This is a genomic window from Streptomyces sp. NPDC029152 (assembly GCF_055564355.1).
In genome coordinates, this window is the sequence record NZ_JBVHWR010000003.1 from 577,085 (window position 1) to 598,946 (window position 21,862).

15 protein-coding genes, 1 tRNA gene and 1 riboswitch are annotated in these 21,862 nt (G+C 74.1%); of the genes, 6 read left to right on the forward strand and 10 right to left on the reverse strand.

The window, feature by feature from the left end:
- Window positions 1–5: 5 nt before the first annotated feature.
- The 4 genes from ACZ4V6_RS09340 to ACZ4V6_RS09355 all read right to left on the reverse strand — a co-directional run bounded on the left by ACZ4V6_RS09340 (window position 6) and on the right by ACZ4V6_RS09355 (window position 5,198).
- Window positions 6–449 (reverse strand): hypothetical protein, encoded by a 444-nt coding sequence (locus ACZ4V6_RS09340; protein WP_467824270.1) that lies wholly within the window; start codon window positions 447–449, stop codon window positions 6–8.
- A 393-nt stretch (window positions 450–842) separates the two neighbouring features.
- Window positions 843–2,114, reverse strand: coding sequence for a M20 family metallopeptidase (locus ACZ4V6_RS09345; RefSeq protein WP_467824272.1), 1,272 nt, complete (start codon window positions 2,112–2,114; stop codon window positions 843–845).
- Window positions 2,115–2,174: 60 nt separating this feature from the next.
- The gene (locus tag ACZ4V6_RS09350) at window positions 2,175–2,831 is read right to left on the reverse strand and encodes a trimeric intracellular cation channel family protein (protein WP_467824274.1); all 657 of its coding nucleotides are present in this window, start codon (window positions 2,829–2,831) and stop codon (window positions 2,175–2,177) included.
- Between the two features lie 207 nt (window positions 2,832–3,038).
- Window positions 3,039–5,198, reverse strand: coding sequence for a peptidoglycan recognition protein family protein (locus ACZ4V6_RS09355; RefSeq protein WP_467824361.1), 2,160 nt, complete (start codon window positions 5,196–5,198; stop codon window positions 3,039–3,041).
- A 455-nt stretch (window positions 5,199–5,653) separates the two neighbouring features.
- On the opposite strand from ACZ4V6_RS09355, the gene ACZ4V6_RS09360 reads away from it, so the two are divergent.
- The 5 genes from ACZ4V6_RS09360 (at window position 5,654) to ACZ4V6_RS09380 (ending at window position 10,829) form a co-directional block, all read left to right on the forward strand.
- Complete coding sequence (locus ACZ4V6_RS09360) at window positions 5,654–6,787, forward strand: dihydrofolate reductase family protein (RefSeq protein ID WP_467824277.1); 1,134 nt, start codon at window positions 5,654–5,656, stop codon at window positions 6,785–6,787.
- A gap of 52 nt (window positions 6,788–6,839) precedes the next feature.
- Window positions 6,840–6,913: transfer RNA gene (locus tag ACZ4V6_RS09365), tRNA-Met, on the forward strand.
- 179 nt (window positions 6,914–7,092) lie between these two features.
- On the forward strand, window positions 7,093–8,277 hold the full coding sequence (locus tag ACZ4V6_RS09370) for a PP2C family protein-serine/threonine phosphatase (protein WP_467824280.1): 1,185 nt from the start codon (window positions 7,093–7,095) through the stop codon (window positions 8,275–8,277).
- A gap of 261 nt (window positions 8,278–8,538) precedes the next feature.
- Window positions 8,539–8,696, forward strand: a riboswitch (cyclic di-AMP (ydaO/yuaA leader).
- A 10-nt stretch (window positions 8,697–8,706) separates the two neighbouring features.
- Window positions 8,707–9,747: a M23 family metallopeptidase gene (locus ACZ4V6_RS09375; protein ID WP_467824282.1), complete on the forward strand. Its 1,041-nt coding sequence runs from the start codon at window positions 8,707–8,709 to the stop codon at window positions 9,745–9,747.
- A 137-nt stretch (window positions 9,748–9,884) separates the two neighbouring features.
- Window positions 9,885–10,829, forward strand: a complete 945-nt coding sequence (locus ACZ4V6_RS09380) for an aldo/keto reductase (RefSeq protein WP_467824285.1) — start codon at window positions 9,885–9,887, stop codon at window positions 10,827–10,829.
- Between the two features lie 19 nt (window positions 10,830–10,848).
- On the opposite strand, the gene ACZ4V6_RS09385 is transcribed toward ACZ4V6_RS09380, so the two are convergent.
- From ACZ4V6_RS09385 to ACZ4V6_RS09400, 4 genes are all read right to left on the reverse strand, one after another.
- Entirely contained in the window at window positions 10,849–12,210 is a 1,362-nt protein-coding gene (locus ACZ4V6_RS09385) for a PrsW family intramembrane metalloprotease (RefSeq protein WP_467824287.1), read from the reverse strand.
- Window positions 12,211–12,220: 10 nt separating this feature from the next.
- Entirely contained in the window at window positions 12,221–13,018 is a 798-nt protein-coding gene (trmB, locus tag ACZ4V6_RS09390) for a tRNA (guanosine(46)-N7)-methyltransferase TrmB (protein ID WP_467824289.1), read from the reverse strand.
- Between the two features lie 150 nt (window positions 13,019–13,168).
- Window positions 13,169–14,404 (reverse strand): L-2-hydroxyglutarate oxidase, encoded by a 1,236-nt coding sequence (lhgO, locus tag ACZ4V6_RS09395; protein ID WP_467824292.1) that lies wholly within the window; start codon window positions 14,402–14,404, stop codon window positions 13,169–13,171.
- Window positions 14,405–14,490: 86 nt separating this feature from the next.
- On the reverse strand, window positions 14,491–15,915 hold the full coding sequence (locus tag ACZ4V6_RS09400) for an MFS transporter (protein ID WP_467824294.1): 1,425 nt from the start codon (window positions 15,913–15,915) through the stop codon (window positions 14,491–14,493).
- Window positions 15,916–16,627: 712 nt separating this feature from the next.
- Between ACZ4V6_RS09400 and ACZ4V6_RS09405 the strand changes: the two genes are divergently transcribed.
- Window positions 16,628–18,754, forward strand: a complete 2,127-nt coding sequence (locus tag ACZ4V6_RS09405) for an asparagine synthase-related protein (RefSeq protein ID WP_467824297.1) — start codon at window positions 16,628–16,630, stop codon at window positions 18,752–18,754.
- A 108-nt stretch (window positions 18,755–18,862) separates the two neighbouring features.
- Here the strand turns inward: ACZ4V6_RS09405 and ACZ4V6_RS09410 are convergent, their stop codons facing one another.
- Together ACZ4V6_RS09410 and ACZ4V6_RS09415 are read right to left on the reverse strand one after the other, a co-directional pair.
- Window positions 18,863–20,785 carry a sigma-70 family RNA polymerase sigma factor gene (locus ACZ4V6_RS09410; protein WP_467824300.1) on the reverse strand — a complete coding sequence of 641 codons (1,923 nt, stop codon included), beginning with the start codon at window positions 20,783–20,785 and terminating at the stop codon, window positions 18,863–18,865.
- Between the two features lie 259 nt (window positions 20,786–21,044).
- On the reverse strand, window positions 21,045–21,836 hold the full coding sequence (locus tag ACZ4V6_RS09415) for a TetR/AcrR family transcriptional regulator (RefSeq protein WP_467824302.1): 792 nt from the start codon (window positions 21,834–21,836) through the stop codon (window positions 21,045–21,047).
- Between the last annotated feature and the right edge of the window lie 26 nt (window positions 21,837–21,862).

Below are 21,862 nucleotides of genomic sequence, written 5' to 3' on the forward strand. Positions count from 1 at the left end.
TCCGGTTACCGCCCCTTGTCCTGCCCGCCCACGGACGGCGTGTCCGCGTATGTCACCACGAGCTTGGCGAGCTCGGCCTCGACCGACTGGTCTGTCTTCAACTGGTCGTTGCCCGCCTTCACCAGTAGGCCCGAGAGCTTCCCGCAGCGTCCGCTGACCTTCTCGACGTAGGTCTCCCAGGAGCTGTAGACGTCCTTTTGGGCGGCGGCGGTCAGGCAGCCGGTGGCGCTGCCGAGGCCTGTCTGGCCATCCTTGAGTTTTGCCGTGGCCTTGCCGATGTCCTCACGCAGCGAGCCGATGTCCGTGCCGGCCCTGGTCCAGGCTGGCTTGTTCGAGATGAGGTCGCCGGTTCCGCCGCTCCGCTCGGCCGGTAACTGGTTCAGCTGCATCTGCGCGCTGCCGCGTTCGGCCGCTGCGGCCTTCAACTGTTCCCATTCGTCCCACGCCATGCGTGGCCCCCCTGTCGTGGGCTGTCGAGTGGATGTCTTCGTGAACGTGTGGCCGTGTGATGTCGGTGGCCGGGCCGTACGCTAATGACCGTCTTGTGACGGGGCATCAGTACCAGCCACCAGCGGGTCTGAGCACCCGTACTCAGGCCGGTGCCAGAAAGCGGTTCTCGTCCGGGTGGCCCACCGGTCTCGTGATGAGCCGGGTTCGGTGTCGACGTGCCGGGAGAGTGGTGTCCGCGGAGGGGATCCGGTTGTGCTGGAGGCCTGCGGGAGGGCCTTGCCGCCGGGTGGCCGGGCGATGCTCGCCACGTCCCTCGAGGCAGGCGTCCGCCTACCGCAGGCCACCTCTGCGGTGGGATCCCATTCCGTCGTGACGCCCCCCCCGCGCGGCGCTCAGTCGCCGCCGAGCCAGGCGAGGGCGGCGACCGTCACGGCGCTGACGCCGGTGTCCAGGGTGGGCTGGAGGACGGGGGCGAACAGGGCGCTGTGGTTGACCGGGATGTCCTGGGAGACGGTCCCCTTCTCGGCGGCCTCGACATAGCGCTCCGGGTCGATGCCGCCGATGCCCCAGTAGGTGAACGGCACCCCGAACGCCTGGGGGATCTCGCTCATGTCCTCACTGGCCGTCTGCAACCCGATGGTGTGGGCGTCGTCGCCGAAGTACGCGGCGAACGCGTCCGCGACGCGCCGGGTCGGCTCCTCGTCGTTGACGGTGGGCGGGAAGGACGTGATCCGTTCGAACTCGGGCTCCTGGGGCGACCCGGATGCCTGGCACTCGGCCGTGACGATCCGCTCGATCGCGTCCAGGACCTGGGTGCGCGTGGTGTCGTCGTACGTGCGGACGTTGAGCTGTAGGACGGACTGGTCGGGGATGACGTTGGGGCTGCTGCCGGCCCGGATGCTGCCCACCGTCACCACGGCGGGCGTGGTGGCGGCCAGTTCCCGGGAGACGACGGTCTGCAGGCGTACGACGATCATGGCGGCGATCACCACGGGGTCGACGGTGGCCTGGGGCGCGGAGCCGTGGCCTCCTCGTCCGTGGACGGTGACGCGCAGGCTGTCCGCGGCGGCCAGGAAGGAACCGGCCCGGGTGCCGACGTAACCGGCGGGGTAGGGCAGGACGTGCTGGGCCAGAACCACGTCCGGCCGGGGCGCCTTCGAGGTGAGGCCGTCCTTCACCATCGCGTCGGCGCCGTCGCCTTTCTCCTCCGACGGCTGGAAGAGCGCTACGAAGGTCCCCCGCCAGGCGTCCCGGTGCTGGGCCATCAGCCGTGCGCTGCCGACCAGGGAGGCCACGTGCACGTCGTGGCCGCAGGCGTGCATGACGGGCTGCTCGCCGTCGTCGTCGGTGACCGTGGCGGTGGAGGCGTACGGGAGGCCGGTGCGTTCGCGTACCGGCAGGGCGTCCATGTCGGCGCGGACCATGACGACCGGTCCGTCCCCGTTCGCCAGGACCCCGACGACACCCGTGCCGCCGATACCCTCGGTGACGTCGTAGCCGGACTCCCGCAGGGCGTCCGCCGCCTTCTTCGCCGTGCGGTGCTCGCGCAGGCCGAGTTCGGGGTGCTGGTGCAGGTCCCGGTAGAGGTCCTCCACGCCGGACCGGATCGCGTCGAGACCGGACAGCACGGTCTGGGCGGAGGCAGTCGTCGTATCGCTCGCCATGGGTCGAGCCTCGGCGACGGCCATGGATCCGGCCACTCGGACGGACACGGAGCGTGACCGCTAGACGTCGGCTCCCCGTGGATTCCTGCGGCCGCTGGTCTCGGGAGGTTCGGGCGCGTCGAGGCGGAAGCGGAGGCCGATGACACGGACCAGGAAGCAGGCCGTCGCCGCTCCCAGCGCGGCCGGGAGGCCGTAGAGGCCCGTCTCGATGGTGGTGACGGTCACCGCCGCGCCCACCAGGGCGGGGATGGCGTACAGGCCGCTGCTCAGCACCGTCGGGATCCGACGGACGAGCGTGTCGCGGATCGTCCCCCCGCCCACTGCGGTGATCACTCCCAGCAGGATCGCGGGCGCGACGCCCAGCCCGGCGTCCCGTGCCTTGCTCGCGCCGATCACCGCGAAGATGCTCAGGCCGACCGCGTCGAGCACGGTGATCGCCGCCTCGATCCGGCGCAGGTGCCTGCTGAGCGCGAAGGCGATCAGGCCGCCGGCGGCGGCGAGTGTGTAGTAGCGCCAGTCCAGGAGGGTGGCGGGTGGCAGCGAGTCGATGAGGACGTCACGGACGAAGCCGCCGCCCAGTGCGGTGATCATGCCGAGGACGACCACGCCGACCACGTCCAGCCGCGCGGCGCGCACCGCGGTCAGCGCCCCGTTCAGCCCGAACGCGAAGGTGCCGGTGAGGTCGAGGGCGAGCAGCGGCGCGGGTTCGGGGCTCATGCGGCAGGGGTACCCCGCGACGGCGTCCTGCGCCGGTGGATGTGGTTTCTCGAGCGGCTCCCCGGCGGCCGCCTGTTCCCGGTGCACGGCCGGTTGGGCGAACCGCTCATCCCGGCCCCCGGTCCTCCGGCCCTGGTCCCGCCTGGTTGACCAGGGCGGGACCAGGGCCGCTGTGGCGTCGGTCCCTCGTCGGACGAGGGACCGACGTCACTTGATGTAGACGAGACCGTCGGTGGTGATGGTGGGACGGCCGCTGGTGCCGACCACGACGATCTTGACGGTGTGCTTGGCGCTGCCGGACCAGGTCTTCGTCCAGACCGCCTGCCGGTACAGGGTGCTGGAGGACTTCAGGTCGACCGTGCTGACCTTGACGCCGTCGACGTAGACGTACGCCTGGCCCGAACTGGAGGCCCGGGAGACCACCCAGGAGGCGGAACGGCCGGTGAAGGTCCAGGTGAGCGCGGCACCCTTGGAGCCGCTGGAGTACGACTTGCCGCCCAGGTAGCTGGAGGAGGACCGGCTCGTCCAGCTGCCGGACCTCACCGCCGACGTCTCCTGCAGGATGACCGGCGTGTAGGAGGCGGAGGCGTTGCGGTAGTTGCCGGCGTAGTCGTATGCCTGCATCGACCAGCCGGTGGTCTTGCCGGACGCGGCGGTGCGGTTGGAGGCCGTGGTGGTCGGCCCGAAGGACGCGGCCGCCGGGGTCAGCAGCTTCACCCCGCGCAGCGCCTTGTCGTCGGCCGCCTTCCAGCCGAGCGTGACCGGGACGGCGGTGGTGTTGACCGTACCGGCGCGCAGGGAGAGCTTCGGCGTGGTGCTGAAGGTGGGCGCGGTCGTCTCCGCGACGACCTTCAGCGCGGCGGTGGTCACGGTCCTGCCGGACTGGTGCACCGCCCGCACCGCGACGGTGTGGCTGCCCACGGGCAGGGTCGTGCTCGCGGACGTGGCCGTACCGGAAGCGGTGACGACGGCCTTGCCGTCGACCAGCAGCTGGAAGTTCCTGACGAGCGACGCGGGCGTGGTGGCCGCCCACTTCACGCTGAGGGCGCCCTTGGTGTAGTACGTCGTGCCGGACAGGCCCGCGCCGCCGACCGAGGTCACCTTCAGCCCCTGCACCGGGCCGGCCGCCCAGGCGCGGATGGCCGGCAGCTGGGCGTAGAGGGAGTTGCCGGGGCACTGGGTGTTGTAGCCGTCGCGGTGGCCGGAGATCCGGTTGAAGGTGTACTTGGTGCCCGTGACGAAGCCGGTGCCGAAGTAGTTCTTCTGGCTCGCCCCGGCGCTGAGCTGGACCGTCCCGGCCGGATCGGCGCCGTACTGGCCGAGCTTCCAGGCGGCGACGCGGGCGACGGAGGCCAGCGCGGCGTTGGAGGCGGGGGTGGAGGCGTACTCGCCGAGGACCGCGATGCCGGCGGACTCGCGGTTCCAGCCGTAGGTGTGCGCGCCCAGCACCGGCAGGCCGGTGCCGCCCTTGCGGCCCTCGAAGACGGTGCCGCACTTGTCGACCAGGAAGTTGTAGCCGATGTCGTTCCAGCCGTTGACCTGCGTGTGGTACGCGTAGATGCCCCGCACGATCGACGCGGAGTCGGCGCAGGAGTAGTCGTTGGCCCCGTCGGTGTGGTGGACGAAGACGGCCTTCACGTCGGCGTTGTACTCGGACGGGTCCGGGCTGAGCGACTCGTCGGCGCCCCAGCTGGCGCGCGAGGTCACCGACGGCTCGGGCACCGTGGACGGCGGTGCGGACGGCGAGCCGGTGGGCGGCGGGCTGGTGGACGGCGGTGCGGACGGCGAGCCGGTGGGCGGCGGGCTGGTCTCCTCGGCGACGAACGCCGCCGGGCTGGTCTCCTCGGCGACGAACGCCGCCGGGCCGGTCGCCTCGGTCTCGGCCTTGGTCACCACGCCCGGATCGACCAGGTTGACCTCGAGCCCCTTGGGCAGCTTGCCGGTGGTGCCGTCCTCGTGGAGGACCTGGACCTGGACGCCGTCGGAGGGGCCGACCCACAGCGGCTCGGACGCGCCGCGCATTCCGGCCTCCGGGTCCTCCGGCGGGTCGATGTTCACCTCGAGGTCCTGCCAGGCGCTCCACTCACCGCTCTCCAGCTCGCGGGTGCGCACCTGCGCCGTGCCGTCGAGCCCCTCGACGGGCCCCGACCAGGAGACGCCGACCAGCGAGAACTGCCTGGTGCCCGTGCGCGGCAGCTCCCGCTTGCCGCTCATGGCCCCCTTCAGCGCGAGGTCGTAGACCTTCACGGGCCGCTTGGCCCGGCCCGTCGCACCGGGGTCGTCGGACGGGCTGGCGACCGCGTACGTCACGACGCCCCCGCCCCCCAGGACCACGGCGCCGAGCGTCAGCCACGCCCGTCTCTTCAAGCTCAACGGTCTGTACGCATGCGACGTACGACGACTCATGACACATCCACCCCATAGGAAGCCCGCGGAGGGCCTCGGAAAAAAGTCACGCGGGGCACACCCGTCACGCGGGTGACCCCTACCTACAGCGCGCCGCACACGGCGAACATCACGGGGACGCACGCCGCAGTGACCTGGATCACCGCGGTCGTGGACCCCGCTCTCCCCGGTGAAGCGAAGGAGCCCTTGCCGCGAACGGTGACGACGGGCCCTCGCCCGCGGAACTCCTGCGCAGCACGTCGAGCGGCGAGCCGAGCGACACCGTACTCGGCGGGCGGACCGGTCCTTTGGCGGGATGGCCGGTCCGGTGCCGGCCCCCCGTCGCCGGCGGGCGGGAACGGACGCCGGCGGCACGGGCGCCTAGGGTTGCCCCGTCGCACCCGGCGCCCGTCCGCCCGCCTCACCGGAGTACGCCCATGTCCCTCCCGTACGTCATCCTCTCCGCCGCCGTGTCCCTCGACGGCTACCTGGACGACACCGGTCCCGAGCGGCTCCTGCTGTCCTCCCCGGCCGATTTCGACCGGGTCGACGAGGTGCGGGCGTCCGTCGACGCGATCCTGGTCGGCGCCGGCACGATCCGGGCCGACAACCCGCGGCTGCTGGTGAACTCGGCCGGGCGACGGGCCGCCCGGTCCGCCGCGGGCAGGCCGGAGTACCCGCTGAAGGTCGCGGTCAGCGGATCGGGCGAGCTGGACCCGGCCGCGGCCTTCTGGCACACCGGCGGGGACAAGGTCCTCCTGACCACCGACGAGGGCGCCCGGCGGGCCCACGCGCTCGGGATCGCCGCCGACGTCGTGCCGCTCGGGGACCCGCTCGACTGGCGGGCGGCGCTGGAGTTCCTGCACGACCGGCGGGGCGTGCGGCGGCTGATGGTGGAGGGCGGGGGGACCGTCCACAGCCGGCTGGTGCAGCAGGGGCTCGCCGACGAGCTGCAGCTCGTCCTCGCCCCGCTGTTCGTCGGCGATCCGGGCGCCCCCCGGCTGTTCGGTCCCGGTGACTACCAGCGCGGGCGGCTCAGGCTGGTGGAGACGCGGCGGATCGAGGACGTCGTGCTCATGCGCTACCGGCCGACCGCCCCGGGCACCGTCGGTCACGTGTCCGCCGCCGACCGGCACTGGCTGGCGCTCGCCTGCGAACTGGCCGAGCTGTGTCCGCCGTCCGGCACGGCGTTCAGCGTGGGGGCGGTGGTCGTCGCCGCCGACGGCACGGAGCTCGCGCGCGGGCACTCGCGGGAGGGCGGGGACCCGGTGGTGCACGCCGAGGAGGCCGCGCTCGCCAAGGTCGATCCGGCCGACCCGCGGCTCACCACCGCCACGGTGTACAGCAGCCTGGAACCGTGCGCCCGCCGTGCCTCCCGGCCCGCGCCCTGCGCCCGGCTGATCCTCGACGCCGGGGTACGCCGCGTGGTCACCGCCTGGCGTGAGCCGGACACGTTCGTGCCGGGCGCCGACGGCAGCGGGGTGCTCGCCGACGGCGGCGCCGTCGTCGTCGTCCTGCCGGAGTACGAGGCGGCGGCGAAGGGCCCGAACCGCCACCTGCCGGGCTCCTGAGATACGCGTGTGCGTTCCGCCCCCGACATGACGTACACTGGAGACACAACGACGCGGGGTGGAGCAGCTCGGTAGCTCGCTGGGCTCATAACCCAGAGGTCGCAGGTTCAAATCCTGTCCCCGCTACTCAAGACCGAAGGCCGGAATCCTCGAGGATTCCGGCCTTCGGTGTATCCGGGCGCCCGTCACCCGGCCGGCCCTCACGACTCGCCCCCCGTCCGTCCTGCGGGAAATCTGGAGGACGGGACGGCAAGCGGCGTGGACGTGCAGGGGCGGCGGGAGACGAAGTGGTGCGGCCAGGTGACGTGGACGACGACGAACCCTGTGCCAGGGCCGGTGGCCGGATGCCCGGCGACCCGGTGCCCGACCCGGGCCTCGGTGCCGCCCCCGTGCCCGTGCCGCCCCCCGGGCGGAAGCGGTGGCGGGCCCCGTACGGCCGGACCCTCGTGCGTCTGCTCCCCGTCCTGCTGGTCGCCGTGGCCGTCCTGTACGACCTCTTCACCCCCCGGTACTTCACCGCGGGCCCCCTCTACACGGCCGCGCCCCTGGTCGCGGCCCCCGTCTACTCGCGGCGCGGCACCGCGCTCACCGGCGTCGCCGTGGTCGCGGCCGTCATCGGACTCCAGCTGAGCAAGGGCGTCATCCACTACGTGGACTCGCTCACCGAGCTGATCACCATCGCGACGGTCGCCGCCCTCGCCGTCCTCGTGAACGCCTTCGTCCGCCGCACCGACGCGCGCCTCGCCTCCGCCCGCGAGATCGCCGAGGCCGCCCAGCGCGCCGTCCTGCCCGAGCCCGCCGGGCGGATCGGCGGCTTCGAGATCGCCGCCCGCTACGAGGCGGCGCAGGCCGACGCCTTCATCGGCGGCGACCTCTACGCGGTGCAGGACAGTGCCCGCGGCGTGCGGCTGATCGTCGGTGACGTGCGCGGCAAGGGCATGGGGGCGGTGGCCGCCGTCGCCGTGGTGATCGGCGCCTTCCGCGAGGCCGCCGAGCAGGAGGCGACGCTGGAGGCGGTCGCGCAGCGGCTGGAGCGGGCGCTGGCGCGCGAGGGCACCCGGCGCGACGGGCTGGACGCCTTCGAGGGGTTCACCACCGCCGTCCTCGCCGAACTCCCGCACGGCGAGGGGACCGTGCGCATCGTCAACCGCGGCCACCCGCCGCCCCTGCTGCTGCACGCCGACGGCACCGTGCAGCCGGTGCAGGCCGGGGAGTTCGCGCTGCCGCTCGGGATGGGCGAGCTGGGGGTGTGGCCCGACCGTGCGGAGGTGACCGGCTTCCCCGGCGGTGCCACGCTGCTGCTGTACACCGACGGACTGTCCGAGGCCCGCGACGCCCACGGCCGGTTCTACGATCCCCCGGCGCGGCTGGCCGGCCGCGTCTTCCGGCATCCGGCCGAACTGCTCGACACCCTCGCCGACGAGGTGCGCCGGCACTCCGGGGGCGGCATGGCGGACGACATGGCGCTGCTCGCCGTGCGCCGGCACTGAGCGGCGCGGCGGTCCCGGCCGGCGTCACGGGTGGTGACGACGCGACCGCCCTCCGCATAACAACTGACACAACGTCAGAAACATGTGATGTGAAGTTGTTATCTGAAGGCTGTTCAAATCGCCCCGTTTCAGCACCTCGTGGGGGATAAGTCCGGGCCGGAATCCTTAATGATCAATCGGAACGGCTTGGAATCAACGCCCCCCGTCTATTAACGTTCGATAACGCAGCGCGGTCGTCCCAGCCGTCACAGAAGGCGGCTCCGTGCGCACGCGCCGAATCCCGCGAGGGAACCGGGGAACCACCACTCTGGGGTGAATCGGGCGTATGACGCCGTGGAGACACGGCGGGTATACGCGCGTAGGAGACCTTCCTGCTCCGAACCCGTCAGCTAACCCGGTAGGCGGAAGGAAGGAAAGGAGTACGCCCACGTGGCGTCCAACCGGCCTGCCCCCGAGGCCCCGTTCGTGCCGAGCCGGCGCGACACCGAACCCTTCGGCCACGACGTCCGCCGCGCCGAAGAGGGCCCCTGGGAGGAGTGGAACCCCACCGCGGAGTCCATCCGGCCCGTACGCGGCCGGCACCGCGTCGCCAAGCAGCGCGGCGGACTCGCCCGCAGCTCCACCGTCCTCGGCGTCGGCGTCATCGCGGCCGTCGGAGCGGGCGGCATGGCCAGCGCACAGACCGGCAAGCCGCCGATGCCGATCTCGATGCCCGATCTGCCGAACGTCGGCTCGCTGATCCCCGACATCTCCGCCGACGAGCCGGAGCCCCAGGGCTCCGCCACCCCGCTCAGCGGCATCGGCGTGACCACCACCGACGCCGCCGAGGGCTCCACCGACGCCGGTGAGGCCCTGCGGGCGCGCATCATGCAGCAGGCCGAGCAGCAGCAGATCCAGGTCGAGACCAAGGCCGCCGCCGAGGCCGCCGCCAAGGCCGAGAAGGAGGCCGCCGAGGCCGCCGCGAAGGCGGAGAAGGAGGCCGAGGCCAAGGCCGCCGCCGCCAGGAAGAAGGCGGAGGAGGAGGCCGCGAAGAAGGCCGAGGCCGAGCGGCTCGCCGAGCTGGCCAAGCAGTTCACGCTGCCGACCTCCTCGTACACGATCACCTCCACCTTCGGCCAGGCCGGTTCCATGTGGTCCTCCGGCCACCACACCGGCCTCGACTTCGCCGCGCCCACGGGTACCCTCATCAAGGCCGTCCACACCGGCACGATCACCGAGGCGGGCTGGGCCGGCTCCTACGGCTACCGCACGATCCTGACCCTGGACGACGGCACCGAGCTGTGGTTCTGCCACCAGTCGTCGATCAACGTCAGCGTCGGCCAGAAGGTCAACACCGGTGACGTCATCGGCCGCGTGGGCGCCACGGGCAACGTCACCGGGCCCCACCTCCACTTCGAGGTCCACGTCGGCGGTGCCGAGGGCGGGGTCGACCCGGCGGCATGGCTGCAGGGCAAGGGCCTCACCCTCTGAGGACAGGGCGTCCGACAGCGCCGTCCCCCGGGGACCGCGACAGTTCTGAGGGCACCCCCCGACGTCAGGGCTGCCGGTTCGCGCTTTTTCGCACCGCCCCGGAATGACCAGTTCCGGGGCGGTTGTTGTGGTAAGACATGACTTCTCTGCGCAAGCTCGGTTCCTCCGACCTCGAGGTCTTCCCCCTCGCCCTCGGCGGCAACGTCTTCGGCTGGACCGCCGACCGGGACACCTCCTTCGCCGTCCTCGACGCCTACACCGCCGCCGGCGGCAACTTCGTCGACACCGCCGACTCCTACTCCGCGTGGGTCGAGGGCAACAGCGGCGGCGAGTCCGAGACCCTCATCGGCGAGTGGCTCGCGGCACGCGGCAACCGCGCCGACGTGGTGATCGCCACGAAGGTCAGCCAGCACCCGGAGTATCCCGGCCTGTCCGCCGCCAACATCAAGGCCGCGGCCGACGCCTCGCTGCGCCGCCTGGGCACCGACCACATCGACCTCTACTACACCCACTTCGACAAGCCCGAGGTGCCGGTCGAGGAGATCGTCGGCGCGCTCGACGACCTGGTGCGCGCGGGCAAGGTCCGGTACATCGCCGCCTCCAACATCACGGCCGAGCGGCTCGCGGCGTCCCTGGAGTTCTCCGACCGCGAGGGCCTCGCCCGGTACGTGGCCCTGCAGCCCCACTACAACCTGGTCTCGCGCGACACCTACGAGGGCGGGCTGCGCGACCTCGCCGAGCGGGCCGGCCTGGCCGCCGTTCCGTACTACGCCCTCGCGTCCGGCTTCCTCACGGGCAAGTACCGGCCCGGCACGACCGTCGACAGCCCGCGGGCGGGCGGCGCCGCGAAGCACCTGGAGAGCGAGCGCGGCCGGCGGGTGCTCACCGCCCTGGACGAGGTCTCCGAGGCCCACGGCGTGCCGGTCGCCACGGTGGCCCTGGCCTGGCTGGCGGCCCAGCCGTCGGTGGCCGCGCCGATCGCGTCCGCGCGGACGGCCGAGCAGCTGCCGGCGCTGCTGGGAGTGGCGGACCTGGAGCTGACGGAGGCGGAGGTGCTCGGGCTGACGGAGGCGTCCGCCTGAGGGACCTTCTCGGCTGCCGCTACGTCCGGTACGGGTTCTGGGACGGGTACGCGGTGCGGGGGGCGTAGGCGGGCGTGGCGTACGAGGTGACGTACGGGGCCTGTGCGGTGTACGGCGTGGCTGCCGTGTGCGCCCCGTACGCCGGCCAGGGCGGTACGGCCACCGGGGCGGACGGCGCCGTGGCCCGGGCCGCGTGGTCCAGTGCCGGGCGCGCCACCTCCCGCCGGCGCCACAGCTCGCGCAGCAACTCCCCCTCCCGTACGACGTAGTCGGCGCCCGCCCGGCCCTTGCGCCCCCGTTGCCGCAGGAACGCCAGCGAGGTCGCGTACGCCTCGTACTCCGCCACCGTCCGCGCCGCCGGTTTCCCGGCGTGACGACGGGCGTGCTGCCGGGCGATGCGGCGCGCACGCATCGAGCCGAGCGCGAACGGTTCGGCCGGCGCCAGCCAGCCGGCCACCGCGTAGACGGGCAGCTCGGTCCGCACGGCGGCGAGTTCGCGTTGCCGGGTCCAGATCGCCAGCCAGGTCAGCAGGCCGAAGACCGGCACCATGAACGCCGCGTACACGGCGAAGAAGCCGTACTCGCCGAGCGAGGCCGAGCCGTTCCACAGCGCGTGCATGCCCATCGCGAGCAGCAGGCCGGACAGGGGGAGCAGGGCGCGGCGCAGGTGGTGGCGGTCGGCACAGAGCGCGGCGACGCCGAAGCCGATGCCGGTGAGCACGGTGAACAGCGGATGGGCGAACGGCGACATGACGACGCGGACGAAGAAGGTCGCCGCGGTCACGGAGGCGATGCCCCGGTCGCCGGTGAGCTGGTCGGTGCCGAAGGCGGTGCCCAGGTAGAGGATGTTCTCGGTGAAGGCGAAGCCGGTGGCGGTGACGCCGGCTATGACGACGCCGTCGACGATGCCGGTGAAGTCCCGCCTGCGGAAGAGGAAGACCAGCAGGACGGCCGCGGCCTTGGCGGACTCCTCCACGACCGGCGCTATCACGGTGGCGCCCAGGGTGTCCGCGCCGGTGGGGTCGGCGGTGGCCGTCGCTATCCATCGCGTCGCGAAGCTGTTGGCGATGATCGCTATCAGCGCCGCCGCGCAGGCGCCCCAGGCGAAGGAGAACAGCAGGTTCCGCCAGGGACCGGGATCGACCCGGTCCAGCCAGCGGAAGGCGGCTACGAGCAGCGGCACGGGAAGGACCGCCAGCCCCAGCCCCACCAGGAATCCCCGGGTGCCGGTCTGTTCGCGCACCAGGGCCAGGATCACCAGGCCGGAGAGCGCGAGCAGGGTGATCAGCGCGCCGTAACGCACCCAGGTGCGCTGCCACCAGTGCGGGTGCCTGTGCGGAGGCGCGGGCGGACGCGTCGGACACGGGGGACAGGTGGCCACGGCATGGACCCTAACCGGTGGGGGGGTGCTCCTGTACGCGACGGAAGAGCAGGTCGTTCACCACATGTCCCTTGTCCAGTCCCTGGCCCTCGAAACGGGTCAGGGGCCGGTGGGCGGGGCGCGGCGCGAAACCGCCGCCTGCCACGGTGTTCTCGAAGCCGGGGTGCGCGGTGAGGACCTCGAGCATCTGCTCCGCGTACGGCTCCCAGTCGGTGGCGCAGTGCACGACGGCGCCCGGCGCGAGGCGTGACGCGGCCAGGGTGAGGAACTCCGGCTGGATCAGACGGCGCTTGTGGTGCCGCTTCTTCGGCCAGGGGTCGGGGAAGTAGACGCGCAGTCCGGCGAGGGAGTCGGGGGCGAGCATCTCGCGCAGCAGGATGATCGCGTCGCCGTTGCCCACGCGGATGTTGGACAGGCCGTTCCGGTCGGCGAGACCGAGCAGGTTCCCCTGGCCGGGGGTGTGGACGTCGACGGCGAGGATGTTGGTGTCCGGGTCGGCGGCGGCCATCTGGGCGGTGGCCTCGCCCATGCCGAAGCCGATCTCCAGGACGACGGGGCGGGTGTTCCCGAACAGCTCGGTGAGGTCGATGACCCGCTGTCCGTCGATGTCCAGTCCCCACTTCGGCCACAGCCGCTGCAGCGCGTCCGCCTGTCCGGTGGTGACCCTGCTCCGGCGCGGCTGGAAGCTCCGGATGCGCCGCTCGAAGTGCGATCCGGCGGGGTCGGCCTTCGGCCCGTCGGGGAACCGGGGCTCACCCTTGGCGCGAACCGGCTGCGAGGTCTCGGGGGCATGGCGTGAATCAGACACAGTGAGTCGATTTTACGGCCGGACCGGGCATGCGAGCCGCCGTGCCGCCGGGGCGGCACGGGTGGGCGCCGGGGGCAGCCCTCCAGGGGGAAGCACCCCGTGGCGCCGGGCAGCGCGATCCGACCCGCCCCGCGTCCGGGCCGGGCACCGTCAGCGCCGGGCCACGGCATCCGCCCCCAGCAGAGCCAGCGCCCGCCGCCCCACCTCCCGCCCGATCGGCAGCGCCGCCGTCGCCGCGGGAGACGGCGCGTTCAGGACGTGCACCGCACACGCCCCCTCCTTGATCAGGAAGTCGTCCACCAGCGTCCCGTCCGCCAGCACCGCCTGCGCCCGCACCCCGGCCGGCGCCTTCACCAGGTCGTCCTCCGTCACCGACGGCAGCAGCCTGCGCACCGCCGAGGTGAACGCCCCCTTGGACAGCGACCGCCGCAGCTCCCCGGCGCCGTACCTCCAGTGCCGCCGGGCGATGCGCCGCGAGCCCGGCCAGGTGAGCGTGGCGCCCAGCTCGCGGGGCCGGACGACGCCCCAGCCGTAGCCCTCGCGGGCCAGGGCCGGCACCGCGTTGGGGCCGATGTGCACGCTGCCGTCGATGCCGCGGGTCAGGTGCACGCCGAGGAACGGGAACGCCGGGTCGGGCACCGGGTAGACCAGGCCCCGCACCAGTTCCGGCCGCGCCAGCTCGTAGTACTCGCCCCGGAACGGGATGATCCGCATCCCGGGGTCGTCCCCGGTCATCCGCGCGACCTCGTCGCAGTGCAGACCGGCGCAGTTGACCAGGACCCGGGCGCGGACCACGTCACCGGTACGGGTGCGGACGGCGACCCCGAGGTCCGGGCGCCGGTCGATGCGCAGGACCTCCGCGCCGTAGCGGATCTCCGCCCCGGACGCCCGGGCCAGCTGCCGTGCCACGCCGACGAAGTCGCAGACGCCGGTCGTCCCGACGTGTATGGCCGCCAGGCCCCGGACCTCCGGCTCGTACTCGTGGATCTGGGCCGTGCCCAGCTCCCGCACGGGGATGCCGTTCTCCCGGCCGCGCTGCACGAGCGCGTGCAGCCGGGGCAGCTCGGACCGCTCGGTGGCGACGATCAGCTTGCCGGTGATCGCGTGGTCGACGCCGTACTCGGCGCAGAACTTGACCATCTCGGCGGCGCCCCGCACCGCGTAGCGGGCCTTCAGCGAGCCCGGGCGGTAGTAGACGCCGCTGTGGATCACCCCGCTGTTGCGGCCCGTCTGGTGGCGGGCCGGCCCCGGCTCCTTCTCCAGCACCGTCACGCGCGTGCCCGGCGCGGTGCGCGTGATCGCGTACGCCGTCGACAGGCCGACGATCCCGCCGCCGATCACCAGCACGTCGCAGTCGTGTGCGACCCCGGTCCGCACGTGTCCCACCTCCCGGTCCCTTCCCGGTCCGTCTCCCGGCTCCGATAGTGCACTGCGCCACTGACAATGCCCTCAAACCCGTGCGGCACCGGACTTCAGGCCGGGGTCACCAGGAGCGGCCGGGCGCGCTCGCGGAGCTCGGCCACGCGCGGTTCGTCGCCGTAGGGCTCCAGGCGGTGCAGGAGGTCCTTGACGTACTCGGTGGTGCGGGCCGAGGAGATGCGCCCGGCGACCTCGACCGCCCGCACGCCCTGCTCGCAGGCCGCGTCCAGGTTGCCGGACTCCAGCTCGGCCACCGCCGAGACGACGAGCCGCAGCCCGTGCGAGCGGACGAACTCCTCCGTCGGCTGCGACAACGCCTGCTCGGTGAAGCGGCGGACCTGGCGCGGTGCCTTCAGGTCGCGGTAGCACTCGGCCGCGTCGGCGGCGAACCGGTCGTAGGAGTAGAAGCCCAGCCAGGTCGGATCGTTGTCGCCCGGGCGGGCGCGTTCCAGCCAGCTCTCGGCGGCCTTCAGGGCGGCGCCCGCCGCCGGCGCGTCGCCCGCGCGCGCGTGCGCGCGGGCCTCGACCAGGCGGAAGAAGCTCATCGTGCGGGCCGTGGCCAGGCCGCGGTTGCGCTCCAGGGCGGCCTGGGCGAGGTCCACGCCCTCGTCGCCGAAGCCGCGGTAGGTGGCCTGGAGGGACATGGAGGCGAGGACGTAGCCGCCCAGGGGGACGTCGGCCGCCGCGCGGGCCAGGCGCAGGGCCTGGATGTAGTAGCGCTGGGCCGCTTCCTGCTGGCCGGTGTCGAAGGCCATCCAGCCGGCCAGGCGGGTCAGTTCGGCCGAGGCGCCGAACAGGGCGCGGCCGACCTCGTCGGAGTAGGAGCCGAGCAGCAGGGGAGCCGCCTCGACGCGTAAGCACTCGGGGACCATCGACGAGCGCCAGTCGCCGCCGCCGTACTTGGAGTCCCAGCGGCGGGCGTCCTCGGCGGCCTCCCGCAGTTTCCGCACATCGCTGTGGCCGACTTTGATCGGTGCGCCGGAGCCCTCGGCCGGGCTCGCGTCGCGCGCCACCGAGCTGTCGGCCGGGGTTATCAGCCACCGCGAGGCGGGCGTTGCGTATGCGCTCACCGCGAACGACCCGGCGAGCGACTGCCAGATGCCGCCGGCGCCGGCCCGGCGCCCGGCGAGGTCGAGGCGGTACAGCTCGGTGGCGGACCTGACCGCCTGTCCGACGTCCCGCGGGAAGGCGAGACCCACTTCGGGGGCGGGATCCGCGTCCGCCAGGCCGATCTCGTGGAGCGGCACCGGACGGCCGAGCTTCTGGCCGATGGCGGCGGCGATCAGGTGCGGCGCCGCACCCTGCGGCACCATGCCCTTCGACACCCAGCGCGCCACCGACGTCTTGTCGTAGCGAAGCGTCAGCCCGCGTTGGGCGCCGAGATCGTTGACGCGCCGGGCGAGTCCTGCGTTGCTGATTCCCGCGAGGGCGAGAACGGCGCCGAGCTTTTCGTTCGGCCCGCGTTGCTCCCTGGACATGCGCCACCCCTCGACACAGACGGCTGCCGCACTGGCATAACCACGCGGCATTCGTAAACCCAGCGTAGTTCTCCGGATCCCATGCGTTAAGGGGCATTGTTCCGGTTGGCGGGATTGTGGTCCGTACCGAAGCGCGCCCCCTGTACGGAACGTCGCCGCGTGCTCCCGGTGTGTGGCCGTGCGCCCGTCCGTGCGCTCTTCTCCGGCCACCGGGGGAGCGATTCCATGGCGGTTGCGTGGGTCGGCCCGCTGTACTGGGTCCAGTGGGCTGGGGGACGCCGCCGCCTACATCCCCGCGGGCGGCGGACCGGTCCGGGAGACGTGGCCCGTCTCCCGGACCGCGCGACTCCGGGCGATGCGCAGAACCTGTACGGAGCGTGTCGGACGCTGTCCGTGCGGCGTCGATTTGGCCAAAAACGACCCCCCGCGAAGGCGGGGTTCCGGTGTCCTCACCATGGGACTTGCGGGCGCACGGGGGAGCCAAAGAGCGCGTTCCGGGGGCGCATTCGCGTCGTCGGAACGAGCCCCCGGGAAGTCCACGCGCCGTGACCGGCGCCCGGCCACCGGCAGTCGGCGTCCTCGCACGGGTATCCGCGGGGGCGCATTCAGGGGAGCACATGCGGCTCCGCCGACGCTCTGCGGCGTACCCTTCATGGCAGCATGGGGAACCAGTTCGTACGGTGCACTGGTTCCCCGGCCTGTGGAGGCGTCGATGCGGTGGTTGGTGGGGTGGAGCAGCACCACCGTGGGAGCCGCGGGAAGCGCGGGGGCCGGCGGCTCCGCCGGGGCCACCGGGTACGACGGTGAGACGGTCCAGCCCGTGGGGTCCCAGCTCCTGTGGGGCGACCCCGACCCCCTGTGGGCGGTCGGCGACTGGCGCCCCGACGAGGTGCGCGTCGTCAGCGTCGACCCCCGGACCAGGATCGCCGTCCTCGGCATCTGCGGCGCGTCCGACGAGCAGCTGCGCGTCGGTCTCTTCGCCGCGCGCGGCGGTGCACTGCGTCACCTGACCGCGTGGCCCGGCAGCTACACGGCGGTCGTCCAGGTCGGCCGGCGGATCACCGTCTGCGGCGACCTCGCGGGCGCGCGGCCCGTGTTCCACACCCCCTGGGCGGGCGGCACGGCGTACGCGACCGCCGCCCTGCCCCTGGCCGACCTCATCGAGGCCAACCTCGACTTCGGGCACCTCGCCGCGCTGCTCGCCGCACCGGACGTACCGGCCGCGCTGGACGACTCCACCCCGTACGACGGCGTGAAGCGCGTCCCACCGGGGCATGCGCTGATCCTGCGCGCCGGGGCACGTGAGATCGCCGGGTACGAACCGGTGGCCTCGCTCGCGGTGGCGGCCCCCGCCGCCGACCCGGACGGGGCCGTGGACGGCGTGCGCGACGCGCTGGTGGAAGCCGTACGGACGCGCCTCGCCGCGCCCCGGCACGTCCCCGGGGACGGCATCGACCCCGGCCCGGTGCCGGGCATGGGGCCCGCCGAACGCCGCGCCGCGCGCGGGATGCCGGTGCCCGGGATCGGCGCCGACCTGTCCGGCGGGCCGGCCTCGGGGACGCTGGCGCTGCTGGCCGCCGGGCTGCCGGGAATGCCGGGCACCGTGCTCGGGCACGGCACGGGCGCGGGCGAGCGGCTGCTCGCCGTCACCTTCAACGACCTGGCCGTCGGCGGACGGGAATCCGAACTGGAGCGGGCGGGCGCCCTGGCCGCCAACCCGCGGCTGCACCACGTGGTCGTCGCCGGCGGCGCGGAGGCCCTGCCGTACGCCGTGCTCGACGGGCCCCTGACCGACGAACCGGGCTCCTGCCTGGTGTCGGCGGCGCGGCACCGGGCCCGGCTGGCCGCCGGCAGCGCGGACCACTTCACGGGCTACGGGGCGCGGCAGGTGCTGGACGCCCACCCGGCCCGGCTGGCCGACCTGCTGATGGACCGCAAGCGGCGCCACCTCGTACGCCCGGTCGCCGCGCTCGCCAAGGCCGACGGCTCGGTGCTGGTCCCCGCGCGCGTGTACGCCGCGGCCCGGCGTCTGTCGCGCACGCCCTACCGCGCGGGCGTCGAGGGTCTCGCCGAGCGGCTGCTGCGCCGGCGCTTCGACGAGCCGGCCGGCGGGGGCGGCGGTGCCATGGAGGCGTCGCTCGCCGTGCTCACCTGGGCCGGGCCCGGGCCGGCGGCGCGGTGGCTGACCGGGGAGGCGCTCGCTGAAGTATCGGTTCGCCTCCAGGCGTCCATCCAGCGGTCCGGAACCGGGCCGGGGCAGCGGCCCGGTGACTTCCGCGCGCGGGCGGCACTGGCCCGGCAGGCGGCCGAGGTGCGGGTGCTGGAGCAGGCCGCGGAGATCCGCTTCCAGCGGCTGCACGCGCCGTTCCTCGACAACCAGGTCGTCCGCGCCTGCCGTGCGCTGCCGGAGGCGCTGCGCGTCCAGCCCGGGGCGCGGGCCGCGATCCTGCGCACGGTGCTGGAGGGCGCCGGGGTGAGCGAGTTGCCGAGCGGCTGGGGGGCGCCGACGCAGGCACTGGCCGTCTCCACCGCGCGGACGGGGCTGCGGGCCGCCGCCGACTCCCTGCTGGCGCTGTTCGACACACCGCTGCTCGCCGAGGCGGGGCTGGTCGAGGCGCGGGTCGTGCGCAAGGCGGTGCGCGGGGCGGCCGCGGGCGAGCCGCTGCCGCTGGAGGGACTGGCCGGCCTGATCTCCCTGGAGCTGTGGCTCCGCCGCCTCCTCGCCCGTCGGGGCACCTGCTGGACCGGCACCCCGGCACGGCAACGCGCGGTCCCCGCGGGCATCGCGCCGCAGCGGGGGGCGCTGGGGAGCGCGGGCGCCGTGGTGCGACGGGGCTGACGGGGTTGACGGGGCCCGCGGCGGCCTGTGCGGGTTCGGCGGGACGCGGTGCGCTCGGCGCGGCCGCGTCAACGGCGCGCGGGGCCGGACCGGACGCCACCGCGGCCCCTACGCGCAGGTGAAGCGCGACTGCGCCCAGTCCGCGAGCGCCGCCGAGTCGACGGGACCGTGCGGCTCGGCCACCAGACGTACGGTCCCGCGCCCGGACACGTCCACGTGGACGGGCACCGCCGGGTCCCCGCCCTCGACCGTCCCCGAGTCCCACAGCAGGACGCCGTCCGCGTACACCGAGAAGCGGACCCTTCCGAGCTTCGTCGTCAGGTCGTCGACGCCGGCCAGAGCGTCGTAGGACGAGCAGGAGCGGTTGAGGTCGACGGTGACGGAGGAGCGTCCGTTCACGGTGACGCCGTGCGCGTACCGCACGCCGGCGATCGACAGGGCGGTGCGCTGCCACACCCAGCTGCTCCCGGTGAGCCTCATCTCGGGCCCGGAGCCGTCACCGGTGACGTCGTACGCCAGCTCGTTCCACCGGTAGACGGCCGGGGCGGGCGGCGGCGTGGGCGCCGGAGACGGTGCCGGGGAGGGGGTCGGCGTGGGCTTCGGCGTGGGTGTGGGTGAGGGGGTCGGCGTCGGCTCGGGTGCCGGAGGGGGCGTGGGCGAGGGGGCCGGAGGGGGTGCCGGAGTGGGGGTGGGCGCGGGGGCCGGTCCGGGTGCGGCCACCGGCGGGCGCGGGGACCGCTCCGGCGGCGCGGGTGTGTCCGGCGCGGGCTGTGCCACCGATGCGGAGGCGGGCGGGGCCGCCTCCGGCGGTTCCTCGTCCGGGCCGTCGTTGCCGGCCAGGGCGAACACCAGCCCGGCCGCGACGGCCGCGGCGACCGCGCCGGCCGCGATACCGGCCTTCACCGGCGCGCCGAGCCCCTCGGAGGCCGCCGCGCCGCCCCCGGTGCCCCCGGCGCCCGCTCCGCCGGCCGCGCCACCACCCGCCGCGGCCGCGGCGCCCGCTCCGCCGGCCGCGCCCGCGCCCCCGGCGACGAGCCCGGCGGCCTTGGCGTACCCGGCGGCGCCGAACCAGCCGATGACCGCCACCGGCACCACGGCGGGGATACCGCTCGCGACCTCCTCGATCTGACCGGCGGCCAGTCGGCACCGGGCGCACTCCTCCAGGTGCTTGCGCAGGCCCCGCTCGGCCCGGGTGCGCAGCCTGCCGCGCGCGTAGGTGCCGAGCCGGTCGGCGTAGCGGGCGCACTCCTCGTCTGCGGCGAGGGCGTCACTGACGTGCGCCTGGAGGTAGGCCTGCTTCAGGCCCTCACGGGCGCGGCTGGCGAGCACGCGCGTGCCGTTGGCGTCCAGCCCGAAGAGCACGGCCACCTCGCTCGGCGACTCGTCCTCGACCTCGGTGTGCCACAGCACGGCCTGCCACCGCTCCGGCAGCGACCGGAACGCCCGCATGGCCATGGACTGCTCGGCCTCGTGCAGGGCGCGCACGTCGGCACCCAGTGCCAGGGTGTCGTCGTCCGGCAGCTCGGCGGTGTGCGCGGACTGCGCGGCGAACACCGCGAAGTCGTCGACCAGGTGCTCCCGCCTGGCCGACTGCGTCCAGCCCGCGGCGACGCGCCGGACGGCGGTCAGCAGGTACGCGCGTACGGCGTGCTCGGGTCCGGATCCGCCGCGCACCGCCTGGAGCACGCGGGCGAACACCTCCGCGGTGAGGTCCTCCGCGGTGTGCGCGTCGCGGCAGCAGGTGCGCGCGTACCGGCGCACCGCGTCCGCGTGGCGCCGGTACAGCTCTCCGTAGGCCGAGTCGTCGCCCGAGCGCATCAGCCCGATCAGCTCGGCGTCCGACCGCGGCACGTCGCGCGGGGGCGGCAGCACGCTGTCCTCGTGCAGCTCCCGCTGCGCCGGGACGCCGGCCCCCGCGGAGGCACCACCCCGCGGGACGTCCGCGGGACCGCCCTGCCCCGGTACCCGCGGTGGGTCACCGGGCCCGGCCCCACCGTCCCCGAGTGCACCGTCCCGCCCGTCAACGCTCATCGCGGAAAGCCCCCGCCACCTGCCCGACCTGACCCGAACACCGGGTCAGGCTGCCACAGGGGCTTCACGGCAGGAGCCCGCATGGTGGAGGGTCACTCGTCCGTGGCCACTTGCCGCAACGCGGTACCAGAGGTCAGCCGTTCGGGTAGAGACGCGTCCCCGGTCCCGGCGGTCCCGGAGCACGCCCCCGCCCCGACGGACACCGGGCGAGACACGCGGAGCGCCCCCCCCGTGGCCCCTCCCGACGCCGTCACCGGCCTCACGCGGGACGCGAACGCAGCCCCTCCAGCAGGATGTCCAGCAGCCGGGCCGAGGCCGCCGCCTGCTGTGCCGCGTCGGGCAGCGAGGGCGCCGCCGTGGCTATCACCAGCAGCACGTCCGACACCGACACGTCCGGCCGCAGCTCACCCGCCGCACGCGCCCGCTCCACGAGGCGGCCCACGACCTCCAGCAGCGCCGCCGCCCCGTGATCGTCCCCCGGAGCGGCGGGCGATCCCGCGCCCGGCACCAGCGGCACCGCCCCCTCAGGCACCAGCCGCAGCTCACCGGAGCCGGGCTGCACCCGCTGCTGCGGCACCCGCGGCTCGTCGGCCGTGCCGCCGGCGTCGCCGTCGTCCGGCACCCCGACCCGCAGCACCTGCGGCGGCAGCAGCCGCCCGGCCCCCGAGGCCACCGACGTGCGCAGGAAGCGCGACAGCGCCGACCACGGCTCGTCCTCCTGCCCGAGCGCCGCCCGGGCCTGGTCGGTCAGCCGGGCCGTCTCCTCCTCGGCGATCCGCCGCACCAGGACGTCCTTGCTCGGAAAACGCCGGTACACCGTGCCGACACCGACCCGGGCGCGCCGCGCCACGTCCTCCATCGGAGCGCCGTACCCCAGCTCGCCGAACACCTCGCGCGCCGCGCGCAGCACGTGCTCCAGATTGCGCTGGGCGTCCACGCGCAGGGGCGCCGTACGCCCGCCGTCGCCGCGCCCGCCGCCCACCGCCGCACCCATCACGCCGTCGGGCGCGACAGTGGACGCGGACGATCGATGAGAGTCCTGAACATGCATAGACAATCCCCCGGTAATGACGTCTC